This window comes from Exiguobacterium sp. FD-YE-25-4, assembly GCF_057004685.1.
Window position 1 is genome coordinate 1,320,066 of the sequence record NZ_CM168041.1, and the last position, 14,249, is coordinate 1,334,314.

Below are 14,249 nucleotides of genomic sequence, written 5' to 3' on the forward strand. Positions count from 1 at the left end.
CTCAATGGAACATCTATTGGCACAACGTGTAAAGCAGTTGACACCTTCAACGACACTCGCCATCACGGCGAAAGCGAAAGCGTTAAAAGCGTCGGGTCAAGACGTGATCGGGCTAGGGGCCGGTGAGCCGGACTTCAATACGCCTGAACGCATCATCGAGGCAGCCTGTCAGGCCGCACGCGATGGCGACACGAAGTATACCCCATCTGGCGGGACGGTCGCACTCAAAGACGCGATCATCGAAAAGACGAAACGCGACAGCAACTTGACGTTCACACGTCCAGAGGTCATGGTCGCTTCCGGTGCGAAACACGCCCTCTATGCGCTGTTCCAAGCGATTTTAGATGAAGGGGACGAGGTCATCATTCCGGTACCATATTGGGTCAGTTATCCGGAGCAAGTGAAGCTGGCTGACGGGGTTCCGGTCTACGTTGACACGAACGAGACGACGATGTTCAAACTGACGCCGGAGCTGCTCGAGGCGGCCATCACGGATCGGACGAAGGCGGTCATCTTGAACAGCCCATCGAACCCGACCGGCATGATTTATACAAAATCTGAACTCTCGGCGCTTGCGGACGTCGTCAAACGGCATGATCTGCTCGTCGTCAGTGACGAGATTTATGAGAAACTCGTTTACGGTGAGGCGGAGTTCGTCTCCATCGCGACGCTTCCTGACATGCGGGAACGGACGATTATCATCAACGGTGTCTCGAAGTCGCATGCGATGACGGGATGGCGCATCGGCTATGCGGTCGGTGACAAGACGATCATCGAGGCGATGACGAACCTCGCGTCGCACTCGACATCGAACCCGACGTCGATCGCGCAAGCTGCGGCGGTCGAAGCCTACAATGGACCACAAGATGACGTCGAGATGATGCGTGTCTCGTTCGCTGAACGACTCGAGATCGTCTATGAACGACTCATTGCGATTCCAGGAATCACATGCTTGAAGCCACAAGGCGCATTTTACTTATATGCCAACGCCAAAGAAGCGGCCACGATGAGCGGTTACGACTCGGTCGATGCGTGGTGCGAGGCCGTCCTCGGTGAAGCGTACGTCGCGCTCGTCCCGGGTTCAGGTTTTGGTCAGGACGACTACGTCCGCTTGTCATATGCAACAGAATTAAAACGAGTACTAGAAGCGCTCGATCGAGTGGAAGACTTCATTACACGTAACGCTCGATAAGCGAAAGGATGGATATGAACATGACAACTATTTCAATCAGCCAATTTAAAGACTATGAAGGCCAGACGGTCCGGGTCGGAGCTTGGATCGCCAACAAACGTTCGAGCGGAAAGATCGCGTTCCTTCAACTTCGTGACGGGAGCGGCTTTGCCCAAGCGGTCGTCGTCAAAGCCGATGTGGCAGAAGATTTGTTTGCCCTCGCCAAAGGCGTGACACAAGAGACATCGGTCTGGGTGACCGGTACCGTCAAATCGGACGGCGGTCGCACGCCGCTCGGGTTCGAACTCGAGGTGACGGACATGGAAGTGATCGCGGAGTCGGTCGACTATCCGATCACACCGAAAGAGCACGGGACAGAGTTCTTGATGGACAACCGTCACCTTTGGCTCCGCTCGCGTCGTCAGCACGCGATCATGAAAGTCCGTAACGAATTGATCCGGGCGACGTACGAGTTCTACAACCAAGAAGGATTCGTGAAGATCGACCCACCGATCATCACGTCGAGCGCACCGGAAGGCACGACGGAATTGTTCGAGACAGATTATTTCGGACAGCCGGCCTACTTATCGCAAACGGGCCAACTTTATATGGAAGCCGCAGCGATGGCACTCGGGAAAGTATTCTCGTTCGGACCGACGTTCCGGGCCGAAAAATCGAAGACGCGTCGTCACTTGATCGAATTCTGGATGATCGAGCCAGAGATGGCATTCTTCGACCACGACATGAGCCTCGAGCTCCAAGAGCGTTACGTCTCATACATCGCCAAGTCGGCACTTGAGAACTGCCGTAACGAATTGGAACTGCTCGGACGTGACTTGTCAAAACTCGAAAAAGTTCAAGCACCGTTCCCGCGCGTCCGTTATACGGATGCGATCAAGTTCTTGAAAGAGGAAGGCTTCGACGACATCGAGTACGGTGACGATTTCGGTGCACCGCACGAGACGGCCATCGCCAACGCGCATGACCTCCCGGTGTTCATCACCCATTGGCCGAAAGACATCAAACCGTTCTACATGAAAGTCGACCCGGAGAACCCGGAACTCGTCCTTTGTGCCGATTTGATCGCGCCGGAAGGTTACGGCGAAATCATCGGCGGCTCGCAGCGTGAAGACGACTACGACCGCTTGAAAGAAGAAATCATCAAAGAAGGTCTTGATGAGACGGACGCGTACGACTGGTATCTCGAACTCCGTAAATACGGGTCGGTCCCGCATTCTGGCTTCGGCCTCGGCCTTGAGCGGACGGTTGCTTGGATTAGCGGTATCGAGCATATCCGCGAAGCGATCCCGTTCCCACGTCTCTTGAACCGCATTCACCCATAATCGCCGATCGGGGATGACTTTGTCTTCCCCGATTGATTTGTCTAGAAAGGATGTGCGACATGGATGCACATAATATAATCAAGCTGTTCGAACAAAATCCAGTCGTCGTTCCGAGGAAACTGTTCACCGAGGCACGTCGCCTCAACTTGACGCCGGTCGAGTTCAATCTCGTCATCCATCTGCTTGAAATGATCGGGGAAGGCATCGAGATGCCGCTCCCGAGTGAGCTCGGGGACCGGATGAACGTGGCCGAGAGCGAGGCCCGCGCCGTGTTGCTCGGCCTGCTCCAAAAAGAGTTGATCGCCATCGACGCGTCGGCCGAGGTCGAACGATACAGTCTGCTTCCATTGTTCTTGGCGCTCGAGGAAGGGGCGGCACCTGAAAAATCGGCCCATTCGTTGAATGAGAACATCATTCATACGTTTGAGCGCGAGTTCGGGACAATCACTCCATTTGAGATCGAGCAGATTGTCGGCTGGTTGACCGAGGACGGCTTCAGCGAAGAGCTGATCATGGCCGCGCTTCGGGAAGCGAAACTACGCAACGTACGGAACTTCAAATATATGGACAAGATCCTCCGGGTGTGGCAAGACCATAACGTCGAGTCGCTCGAGGACCTCGTCGATTATCAACGGAGGAAAAAGTGATGTTGACGAGAGCCCAATTGAACGAAGTGTCGGACGAGATGCGCCGTATGTTCCCGGACGCCCACTGTGAGTTGACGCACCGCAACCCGTTCGAACTGGTCGTGGCCGTGGCGTTATCGGCGCAGGCGACGGATGCACTCGTCAACAAAGTGACGCCTGGTCTGTTCGAGGCCTATCCGACCGTCGAATCGATGGCCGCGGCAGACGTCGCCGACATCGAGGCGTTAATCAAGCGCATCGGTCTCTATCGGAACAAGGCGAAAAACGTGAAGGCGCTGTCGATGCAAATCGTGGAACGTCATAACGGAATCGTTCCGTCGGACCGCGAATCGCTCGAGGCATTGCCTGGCGTCGGACGGAAGACGGCGAATGTCGTCTTGTCCGTCGCGTTTCATGAACCGGCGTTCGCCGTCGACACACACGTCGAGCGCGTCTCGAAACGGCTCGGGATTTGTCGTTGGAAAGACAACGTCCGTCAAGTCGAGGACACGCTCATGAAGAAGTTCCCGCGCGAAGAATGGTCTCAGCTCCATCATCAGTTCATCTTTTTCGGACGTTACCATTGTAAAGCGCAACGTCCTGCCTGCGAGACATGTCCGTTGTTGCACATGTGCCGCGAAGGCAAGAAACGAATGAAGTCCAAGCAAGCGACCGGACAATGAACAAGCGTCTTCCTGATTACATTGATCAGGAAGACGCTTTTTATACGTAAGGGGGTATTTTTTGGTATACTCAATCCAGTTAGCAATCGGCAAGGAGGATGTATATGGGTGAAACCCGGATTGGAATAAAAGAAAATCAAATGAACTTTATCTTACTCGTCGTGACGAACTTTTTCGTCGGGTCGATGGTCGGCCTCGAACGGACGATCTTGCCCATCATCGGAGAAGAGTACTTCGGTCTCGTCTCGACGAGTGCGGCGCTATCGTTCATCATCAGCTTTGGGTTCTCGAAGGCTGTCGTCAATTACTTCGCAGGAGCCATCGCCGATCGATTCGGGCGCAAGAAAGTGCTCGTCTTCGGCTGGGGGATCGGGGTATTCGTCCCCGTGCTCGTCATGTTGGCCCCGGCCTGGTGGATGATCATCGTGGCGAACGTCTTGCTTGGGATTAACCAAGGACTGACGTGGTCGATGACGGTCAATATGAAGATTGATTTGGCTAAACCGACGGAGCGGGGGCTCGCGGTCGGACTGAATGAATTCGCCGGTTATGTCGGCGTCGCCGTGATGGCCGCCGTCTCTGGGATGATTGCCGTCACGTACGGCAGTCGGCCGGAACCGTTTTATATCGGCGTCCTCGTCGCATTCATCGGTCTCGGGTTATCACTGTTCGTCCGCGATACGACGAATCAGATACAGCTCCAACCGACGAGCGGGTCTGAGAAAACACGTTCCGCGAGAGACGTATTTATGACGACGACTTGGAAAGATCGCTCGCTCTCGAGTCTGACGGTGGCGGGTCTGTCGACCAATCTGAAAGACGGCATGGCATGGGGCTTGTTCCCGATTTATTTCGCCGCACAAGGGCTCAGTCTAGCTGAAGTCGGATTAATCGTGGCGGTCTATCCGGCGGCGTGGGGCTTCTTCCAACTGTTCACCGGGGTATGGAGCGATCGCATCGGACGCAAAGGATTGATCGTCGCCGGGATGTGGGTCCAGGCCGGTTCGCTTTGGGCGATTCTCGTCATGTCCGACTATTGGCAATGGGTGCTCGCCGCGGTCATGCTCGGCATCGGGACGGCAATGGTCTATCCGACGCTCCAAGCCTCAATCAGTGACGTCGCCGAGCCATATTGGCGCGCCTCAGCAATGGGCGTCTATCGGTTTTGGCGCGACAGCGGCTATGCGTTCGGAGCCATCTTTGCCGGGGTATTGACCGACATATTGTCCATCGATTGGGCGATTGGGCTTGTGGCCGTCCTACCGTTCCTGGCCGGACTCAATGCGCTCGGTCGTTTGCGGGAGACACTTCCAGGTTTGCGTTAATCAAAAAACTGCCTTGCCGAAGATTTCGGCGAGGCAGTTTTTAATGGTTCCACGGATGGTCGCTCCATTCGCGGCGTTTTTTCGTGATGGGTACTTTTTTGAATCCCCAGTTACGGAAATCTTGGTCAGGACTTTCTTTACGAATGTAAATCTTGTCCTTGATGGCTTTGAAGATCCGGTTCTCATCCCCATAATGGACGAACCGTGGTTTCACTTCGATGACGCCGCGACGTACGCGCGAGAGCGGTAGACAGACGAGGTCAGCGATTTCAAGCCCAGACTGATAGATTGTGTTCTGTTTCTCCGAGAAGATGAAACCTTTAATCTTTTGTCGGCTCTTCTCGACGTCGAGATGGACTGTCCCTGAATTGAAGATATCGAAGAACGCTTTTTGGATGAGCAAGTTTTGATAGTCGTCTCGCGATTCCAAGACGACACGGGCGCTGACCGCTTCCGTCTCTTCTAAGAATGCATAAAACGATTTCATCAAGTGGGCGAAGGCGACGACGTACGGGTCTTTCGGCGTTGAATAAAAGTCGTGAAGTTTTTGTTTATCGACCTCGACACTGATGATCGTGCAGTTGATATCGCGTAGGAAGTCCGGCAACTTGTTCCAAAAGTCACGAAGCATATCGATCGTGATGCCATCCTCTTTTCCATACGGATGCTCGGCCTTTAAAATCTCTTTTAAATGGAGCGGGATATTCTCCGTCTTGAACACGTCGCGTTTGAAGGCATGTAACCGGCGCTTCAACTCGCACGGCATCCCGGCCTCGTCGGCATCGATTGCATATTTGTATTCCATCAATACGCCGGTGAGGTTGAACTGGGTATTTCCTTTTGGCGTGCCCGTCTCATCGACGAACATGACATACTTCTTTTGTGTTTCCATCTTACTCCTCCAACCATGGCTCAACTGTTTATCTAAGCGAGCCTGCTAATTGTTTTCCAACCTTGGTTTACATTGCTTATTGCGCACTTTTTCAAACTTACGTCAATCTGCGTTTAATCTGTCTTGATTATGGCTAATAAGTAGAAGACTTATTTCAGAAAAATAAATAGCTCTTCCGTAACAAGGTCGTGTCAATTTGACTACACAATGAACTACATACTAGTTTAACATACGGGAGTTTGGTACGATATGGATTGCGGAAAATCCACACAGGAGTCGAGCGACAGAACTCGACAATCAGACTTCAGACGGAAGGAACGGCTGGACCAACCTGTTAAACTAGAGACTAGGGGTGACGACATTGTTCCATTATCCGAACGGGAAAAAGCCGAAACCTGCGGCAACGCCGGTCCGCTCTAATCCGCAGACGTATGCGAATCGAGGCATGAACCTTGAGACGCTGCTGAACGACACGAATGAGTTTTACCGACTCCATGGACGAGCGGTCATCCATAAGAAGCCGACACCGCTGCAAATCGTGAAAGTCGATTACCCGAAACGGAGTGCGGCGAAAGTGACCGAGGCGTATTTCAAGCAAGCGTCGACGACCGATTATAACGGGGTGTATCGCGGGAAGTACATCGATTTCGAGGCGAAAGAGACGAACAATAAGACGTCATTTCCACTCGGAAACTTCCACGACCACCAAATCAACCACATGCGTGAGTGCGAGCGGCATGGAGGGGTTTGTTTTGTCATCATTCGGTTTAGCCGCTATAATACGCAATATGTGTTATCAACGGAGCAATTATTAGTTTGGTGGGAACAGCGCGAATCGGGACGGAAGTCGATTCCGCTCTCTTATATCGAGCAAGAAGCAATTGAAGTTCCAACCCGGGCGATGCCCGCCGTCGATTATTTGACGGCGATTGAGGCGTGGCTCGATTGAAATAGAAGGAGTGAAGCGTGAATGGAACGAAGTCGGATGGCACGTCGACAAGATACGACGAGCAATAAACGTAAACCAGCGGCCAAGAAGCCGAAACAAAAAACGAAGAAGTCGAAGTTTCGACGCATTTTAACGATTTTAGGGATTTTATTCATTATCGGCGTCATCGCCGGCGCCGCATACACGGCGTATGCGATCGCGACGGCACCGCCGCTCGATGAAGAGAAGTTGGTCGATACGTATCCGATCCAACTATTATCAGCTGAAGGCGAACCGCTCGAAGGAAGCGGACAAATTCGGGAGTACGTCTCCATCGATGAAATTTCAGAAGTGATGCAACAAGCGGTCATCTCGATCGAGGACCGTCGCTTCTATGAACATAACGGAATCGACTTGCGCCGTATCGGCGGCGCCGTGGTCGCGAACTTGACGGACGGCTTTGGGGCCGAAGGTGGTTCGACGATCACGCAACAGCTCGTCAAACAATCGTTCTTGTCGACCGACAAGAAATTGAAGCGGAAGCTGCAAGAACAGTGGCTCGCCATCAAACTTGAGCGCGAGTACACGAAAGAGCAGATTCTCGAGATGTACTTGAATAAGAACTATTACGGTACAGGCGGATATGGTGTCCAAACGGCATCGAAACGCTACTTCAATAAGCCGGTCTCAGAAGTGAATTACCAAGAGGCGGCCATTTTGGCGGGTCTCCCGCAACGTCCGAGTGCCTATGACCCGATCAACGGGGACCAGGAACTGACGCGTTATCGTCAAGAGCAAGTGCTCTCAGCGATGAAGCGTGACGGTCATATCACGGAAGAAGAATACAACCAGGCGCTCGACGTCGAGATCGCGGACGTCATCTCACCAGGTGAAGAAACAGAAGAAGAGACGTACACGCGCTCTATTTACGCTCGCGTCCAAGCCGAGCTCGAGGAAGACTACGGTCTCGAGCAGGCCGACATTTACGGGACGGGCTTGAAAGTGTATACGTCAATCAATAAAGATTTGCATACGAAGTTCAATAACGACATTAAGAACGATAACGTCAACCTTCCAACAAGTGAGTTCCCAGAAGATCTTCGCATGGGAGCGACCGTGTTGAACACGAAGACGGGTGAAATCGTCGCCGTTATCGACAGTGAACAAGCGAAACAAGGCGATAAGAACTATCGCGACTATTCGCGCGAAAAACGCCAAATCGGTTCGACGGCGAAGCCGTTCTTCGATTACGGCCCAGGGATTGAGAACGCACAGTGGTCGACTGGGAAAATTTTGATCGATAAAGAGTTTGACGAAAGTGAAACCTTTAAACCAGGGAACTACTATCCAGGGTTCCGCGGTGCCAACACGATGCGTTACTATTTGACGGTTTCCGGGAACACACCAGCCGTCCGTGCCTTCTATGAAGTACAGGAAGAGTTCGGTTCGGAGGCGATTGAGTCGTTCGTCGAGAACGTCGGCATCGAGCCGGCGCGTGCGGGTGACGAGATTCTGCCGGCAAACAGTCTTGGTGTAGCAGAAGCGAGCACGACACAAATGGCGGCTGCTTACGCGGCGCTCGGCACGAACGGTATGTATACGAAGCCGCACTTGATTCAAAAAATTGAATTCAATGACGGCTCGACGATCAACTCGCCGATCAAAGCGAAGCAGGCGATGGAAGATTATACGGCTTACATGTTGACGGATATGCTTCGTGACGTCGTCAGCGGTTCGAACGGGACGTATGAACCAGGCGCGTTCCCGTACGACGTCGCCGGGAAGACCGGGACGACGAACGATGAAAAGGGCGATGAGAATGATAAATGGTTTACCGGCTATACGACCGATTACTCAATTTCGGTATGGACGGCCCGTGCATCAAATGACATACCCGTATCGTTGTTTAAACCGAACTACGCCCAATATTACTTCGAGTATATGATGCAAGAAGTGACGAAAGCGACGGGTCAACCGGATCGCTTCCAGCAACCGGAATCGGTGCTCTCGCTCGGAAACGAGTTGTACGTCAAAGGAACGAAACCAAAAGACTTGCAGCCGGACAAACTCGCCGCGCCGACCGGCGCATCGATTGACTACGATGTGCCAGGCGAGACAGGTACGCTCTCGTGGTCATACGACAAGCAAGCAGTCGAAGCAGCTGGTTACCAAGGACTTTCGTTCACCGTGACGGAGACACGTCCGGACGGTAGCGAGCGTGTCGTCGGGACGACCGAAGACACGAGCATCGCCATCTCTGGCCTCGGTGAAGGGGAGACGACGTTCACGATTGTCGCCAACGCGACGAACGCGCTCGTCGGCGATCAACAGTCGAGCCCGCTCCAAACTTCCTACACGGTCGAACGGAGCGAGGAGCCTGCTGCCGAAGAGGAAGAAGAGCCAGCCACGGAAGAGACGCCTCCTGAAGAAGAAGGCGAGCAAACCGATGGTGAGAGCAACGAGAACAATGGCAATAACGAAAACAATGAGAATAACGGAAACGACAACAACACCGAAGACGAGAACACGGAAGAACCGACCGAAGAAGAACCGACAACCGATGAGACAGACGGGGAGTCGGATTCGGAGGGGGACGTCAGCCGTCAATCGACGTCAGACTCGGATGACCGTAACAACGGCAACGGGAATGGCAACGGGGGTCGTGACTAATCTGACTCACAGGAAACAGGGCGACATCAGCGCCCTGTTTTTCTGTTTCGTTTGCTATAATGAAAAGAAAGCGAATAGGATGGTGACACATGGTACAACTCTCATTGAAACGTAAGATGAAAGTATTGTTTGTGATCGACCGACTGCAAGAGGATGATTTAGGCATCCCGTTACATGGCGTCAATGGCTTGAAGATGGGCCGATTGCTCCTCGAGGAATCGATTCCGTTCGGACGCTTGATTGATGATCAAGCCGTGGCCGAGGCCAGTGGCCATCCCTATTTGAAACGGATCGGCGTTGAGACGATGTTTCTCGGCGACGAGTCATATTACCCTGAACTTCTGCGGGGCAAGCGCCAAGCGCTCGCGACGCATGAAGATTATCATAAAGCGGTGCAGCGTTACACGAAGCATTTACAAGCGGTCCACTCGAAGTGCACGAAGCTACATACCATCGTCTTGTTCGGACGGTCGACGCAACGGTTGTATGACGATGCGATCACGCGTCTCGAAGAAGAGAATGAGCATGTCGCCGATTCGTTCAAAGCGATGGACGTGCTCCGTTTGCCGGCCGTCCACCGGCTCGTACGCGACGAACGGATCAGCCAAGTCAAGGCTGTCGTGGAACGTCTTGCACCTTCGAAATCGTAAAGAAGGTGAACTCTATGCGGAAAAAACGTTCCGTGGAAGAAATGATTCAGACGCTCAAGACCGACCCGGGTTTCTCGGGCAACGTGACGCATTGGCACACGGTCGAGGCGAAGCCGGCCCGGTATGCGCCGATTCCATCGAGCGTCCCGCCAGATCTCGTCCGGGTGCTGCATGGCCGCGGAATCGAACAACTGTACACCCATCAGGCCGAAGCAATCGAGCAGACGTCTCGAGGCAACTCGACGGTCATCGTCACCCCCACCGCTTCCGGGAAGACGCTCTGTTACAATCTGCCGGTTTTATCGAAAATGATTGAACAACCGAATGCCCGGGCGCTCTACTTGTACCCGACGAAAGCGCTCGCCCAAGACCAAAACAGTGATTTGATGGAGATGGTCGAGGCGCTCGAAGGTGACCTCCGCTGTTTCACTTACGATGGGGACACGGCGCCAGCGGCTCGTACGAAAGTACGGGACGCCGGCAATATCGTCATCACGAATCCCGATATGCTTCACTCTGGAATCTTGCCGCATCATACGAAATGGATTCGCTTGTTCGAGAACTTGGAATATATCGTCGTCGACGAGTTGCACACGTACCGAGGGGTATTCGGTAGCCACGTCGCCAACGTGTTTCGTCGTTTGAAACGGATCTGTGCCTATTATGGGAGCCATCCGAAATGGATCATGACGTCAGCGACGATCGCCAACCCGGTCGAGCTGGCTGAACTGTTGACCGAAGAGGACGTCGTCCTTGTCGACAACAACGGGGCGCCCCAAGGGAAGAAACATTTAATTTTCTACAATCCGCCCGTCGTCAATGAGGCGCTCGGGATTCGTCGGAGCGCCACGCTCGAGACGAAGCGGATCGCCTCAAAGCTCGTCGAAGCGGACATTCAGACGATCGTCTTCGCCCGCTCACGGGTACGGGTCGAGGTGTTGTTGACGTATTTACAAGAACTGACGCGGCGCGAGCTCGGACCAAAATCGATCGTTGGCTATCGGGGCGGCTACTTACCGTCGGAGCGTCGTGAAATCGAGCGTCGGCTCCGTAACGGTGAGATTAAAGCTGTCGTCTCGACGAATGCGCTTGAACTCGGCGTCGATATCGGCCAGTTGCAGGCGTGTGTCTTGAACGGCTATCCGGGCACGGTCGCCTCGATGTGGCAACAAGCGGGCCGGGCCGGACGCCGTCATTCCGAGGCGCTCGTCATTTTTGTCGCCTCGTCGTCTTCGCTCGATCAACTCGTCGTCGAACAGCCCGATTTGATTTTAGACCGGTCTCCGGAAGCGGCTCGTCTCGACCCGAACAATTTAATCATTCTCGTTGACCATATGAAATGTGCCGCCTTCGAACTGCCTTTCTCAAAAGGGGAACGATTCGGCACGGTCGAGACGGAAGAGATTCTCGATTTCTTGACGGACGCCCACATCTTGCATGAACGGGCCAATAAATATTATTGGATGACGGACGCATTCCCGGCTCACGACATCTCGCTGCGGACGAGTGACCAAGAGAATGTCGTCATCGTCGACCAGACCGCGAAAAACCAGGTCATCGGTGAGATGGATACGTTCAGCGCGATGACGTTACTGCATGACGAGGCCATCTATTTACATGGGGCCGAGCAATACCAAGTCGAACGACTCGACTTTGAAGAGAAGAAAGCTTACGTCCGACGTGTCGACGTCGACTACTATACGGACGCCAATTTGGCGGTCGAACTGAAAGTGTTGGAAGAGAACAAGACGACCGGCGTGAAGACGTTTGGAGAAGTATCGGTCATCGCGATGGCGACACTATTCAAGAAAATTAAGTTCGGGACGCATGAGAATATCGGTTCCGGGCCGATTCATTTGCCGGAACGAGAACTGCACACGACGGCGACGTGGTTCACGCTCGACGAACGGTTCGCCTACTCGGAGGCCGACATGGAAGATCAGCTCGAAGCGGTCAGTGATCTATTGCGGCGGCTCGCCCCGCTCTATTTGATGTGTGACACGCTCGACTTGTTCACGACGATTCAAATGAAAGCGACCCATACGAATAAACCGACCGTCTATTTATACGACCGCTACCCAGGCGGCATCGGGCTGAGCGAGGCGCTTTATCGCGACGCCGATGAGGTCTTGGATGCAGCCATCCGTACGGTCGAGGACTGTCCGTGTGAGAGCGGCTGTCCGCGGTGCGTCGGCATGATTGGGTACGGTGATTTCAAACAGCAGGTCGTCCAGCAGTTGCATGCATTGAAAGGATCGATATGAAAGCAAAACTATCACGACTCATCAAAACGAATGAACCGAAACAAACGGCCGTGACGCCGGACGACGTTGAACAGGCGAAGTGGCGGGCCCGAGGTGGAGAAATCCTGACGTTCGAACAAGAGTGGTGTGTCCGCTTGAAGCAGATTTATCCGCTCGACGAGACGTACCACGACTTTACGTTCGGAGAGGCAAAAGCCTCACTCGCGACATCGACCCATCCCTTTTTCCAAGTCGATGTCCCGTCCGAGCAGGTGTTGTTCATGGATACCGAGACGACCGGGCTCCGCGGATCGGGGACCTCGATCTTTTTGATCGGATTCGCGCGTTTCCAAGGAGACCATCTCGAGATGATCCAATACGTGTTGCCTCATCCCGCGTTCGAGACGGCGTTTTATTATCACTTCTTGAATGACATCGGCGACGAGGTTCGTTTCGTGACGTATAACGGCAAGTCGTTCGACTGGCCCCAAATCAAAACAAGGCATACGTTCGTCCGTTCGAAAGTGAAGGCGCTCCCGGCCGTCGGCCATGTCGATTTGTTGCATGCCTCACGGCGATTGCTGAAACCGACGCTCGAATCGGTATCGCTCAAAGCGGTCGAGGCCCATTTCGGCCACGCCCGGACGGACGACTTGCCCGGCTTCTTGGCCCCGATGCACTATTTCCAATATGTGAAGGACCGGGAACCGGATATTTTACAGCCGGTCATCGAACACCATCATGCCGACTGTCTAAGCCTCGTCTCGCTCTACAAACGGCTCTGTCATCTCGTCGAAGCCGACGAGACGCCATTTGGTGAAGAACGGGCGCACTGGTTGAACGACCTCGGCAACGCCGAGGCGGCGCTTCAAGAGTACGAGCGGCTTGAACAGCCGACGAAGCGGGCCTTGATGCGTCAAGCGCTCCTGTTAAAACGGACCGGTCAGATGGAGCAGGCGTTGCCGCTGTTCGAACAAGTCGGTACGGTCGAGGCGCTCGTCGAATTGGCGAAATACGCCGAACATCGCGAAAAAGACATCAATCGGGCCATCATCTATACCGAACAGGCCATCGCCTTGGCGGAACGGAAAGAGACGGTGCTTCGACAGACCGCTTTGACCGAGATGCGGGCGCTTCGGCACCGGATGAACCGGCTAGAAAGGAAGCAGTCATGAAAGTTGTCGCCATCACAGGATACCGGCCGCATGAACTCGGCATCTTCAAAGCCGACCATCCCGGTATCGGCATCATCAAGGAAGCGTATGAGCGAAAAATTGTCGAAGCCATCGAGCTCGGAGCCGAATGGTTCATTTTTAGTGGCACGAACGGTTGTGAATTATGGGCTGGAGAAGTATTGTTAGAGTTAAGAGAAACTTATCCAATCAAAATCGCCGTATTTCCACCTTTTTTACAGATGGAAGAGAAGTATAAGCCGTACGAGCAAGAATTGTTCATTCGTTTGCAGCTCGAGGCCGACTTTTTTGAAGCGCTGACCCAGCGTCCTTACGAGGACCCGAGTCAGTTGCGGGCAAAAACCGCCTTCTTTTTAGACAAAGCAGCAGGATTAATCACACTGTATGACGAAGAGACGGGAGGAAGCCCACGCTTTCTCGTCGAAGGGGCTAAACGAAAACATCAGATGGAGTTATTCTTGATCACACAGGAAGAATTACGCGTGATTGAAGAAGAAAAACAATGGGAACAACATTGGGAGTGAA

12 protein-coding genes are annotated in these 14,249 nt (G+C 53.5%); 11 read left to right on the plus strand and 1 reads right to left on the minus strand.

The window, feature by feature from the left end; translation table 11 throughout:
- Positions 1 to 4: 4 nt before the first annotated feature.
- From AC13H5_RS06805 to AC13H5_RS06825, 5 genes are all read left to right on the plus strand, one after another.
- Entirely contained in the window at positions 5 to 1,192 is a 1,188-nt protein-coding gene (locus tag AC13H5_RS06805) for a pyridoxal phosphate-dependent aminotransferase (protein WP_215190183.1), read from the plus strand.
- Positions 1,193 to 1,212: 20 nt separating this feature from the next.
- A complete protein-coding gene (asnS, locus tag AC13H5_RS06810) occupies positions 1,213 to 2,514 on the plus strand; it encodes an asparagine--tRNA ligase (protein WP_034777348.1) in 1,302 nt (433 codons plus the stop codon).
- 59 nt (positions 2,515 to 2,573) lie between these two features.
- Entirely contained in the window at positions 2,574 to 3,161 is a 588-nt protein-coding gene (locus tag AC13H5_RS06815) for a DnaD domain-containing protein (RefSeq protein WP_034777350.1), read from the plus strand.
- The gene (nth, locus tag AC13H5_RS06820; RefSeq protein WP_034777352.1) at positions 3,161 to 3,823 is read left to right on the plus strand and encodes an endonuclease III; all 663 of its coding nucleotides are present in this window, start codon (positions 3,161 to 3,163) and stop codon (positions 3,821 to 3,823) included. Before AC13H5_RS06815 ends, nth begins: the two co-directional genes overlap by 1 nt.
- Before the next feature lie 104 nt (positions 3,824 to 3,927).
- On the plus strand, positions 3,928 to 5,148 hold the full coding sequence (locus AC13H5_RS06825) for an MFS transporter (RefSeq protein ID WP_483546492.1): 1,221 nt from the start codon (positions 3,928 to 3,930) through the stop codon (positions 5,146 to 5,148).
- A gap of 40 nt (positions 5,149 to 5,188) precedes the next feature.
- Here AC13H5_RS06825 and AC13H5_RS06830 read toward each other — a convergent pair whose 3' ends face one another.
- Entirely contained in the window at positions 5,189 to 6,040 is an 852-nt protein-coding gene (locus tag AC13H5_RS06830; RefSeq protein ID WP_034777355.1) for a DUF3800 domain-containing protein, read from the minus strand.
- Positions 6,041 to 6,392: 352 nt separating this feature from the next.
- On the opposite strand from AC13H5_RS06830, the gene recU reads away from it, so the two are divergent.
- The 6 genes from recU (at position 6,393) to AC13H5_RS06860 (ending at position 14,248) form a co-directional block, all read left to right on the plus strand.
- Positions 6,393 to 6,989: a Holliday junction resolvase RecU gene (gene recU, locus AC13H5_RS06835; RefSeq protein WP_084592793.1), complete on the plus strand. Its 597-nt coding sequence runs from the start codon at positions 6,393 to 6,395 to the stop codon at positions 6,987 to 6,989.
- A gap of 21 nt (positions 6,990 to 7,010) precedes the next feature.
- Positions 7,011 to 9,638, plus strand: a complete 2,628-nt coding sequence (locus tag AC13H5_RS06840; protein ID WP_483546493.1) for a transglycosylase domain-containing protein — start codon at positions 7,011 to 7,013, stop codon at positions 9,636 to 9,638.
- An 89-nt stretch (positions 9,639 to 9,727) separates the two neighbouring features.
- Complete coding sequence (locus tag AC13H5_RS06845) at positions 9,728 to 10,288, plus strand: hypothetical protein (RefSeq protein WP_232939442.1); 561 nt, start codon at positions 9,728 to 9,730, stop codon at positions 10,286 to 10,288.
- Between the two features lie 14 nt (positions 10,289 to 10,302).
- Entirely contained in the window at positions 10,303 to 12,552 is a 2,250-nt protein-coding gene (locus AC13H5_RS06850; RefSeq protein ID WP_214710970.1) for a DEAD/DEAH box helicase, read from the plus strand.
- Positions 12,549 to 13,706: a ribonuclease H-like domain-containing protein gene (locus AC13H5_RS06855; RefSeq protein WP_427377516.1), complete on the plus strand. Its 1,158-nt coding sequence runs from the start codon at positions 12,549 to 12,551 to the stop codon at positions 13,704 to 13,706. The genes AC13H5_RS06850 and AC13H5_RS06855 overlap by 4 nt, the downstream gene beginning before the upstream one ends.
- The gene (locus AC13H5_RS06860; RefSeq protein WP_034777364.1) at positions 13,703 to 14,248 is read left to right on the plus strand and encodes an SLOG family protein; all 546 of its coding nucleotides are present in this window, start codon (positions 13,703 to 13,705) and stop codon (positions 14,246 to 14,248) included. Before AC13H5_RS06855 ends, AC13H5_RS06860 begins: the two co-directional genes overlap by 4 nt.
- Position 14,249 lies beyond the last annotated feature (1 nt).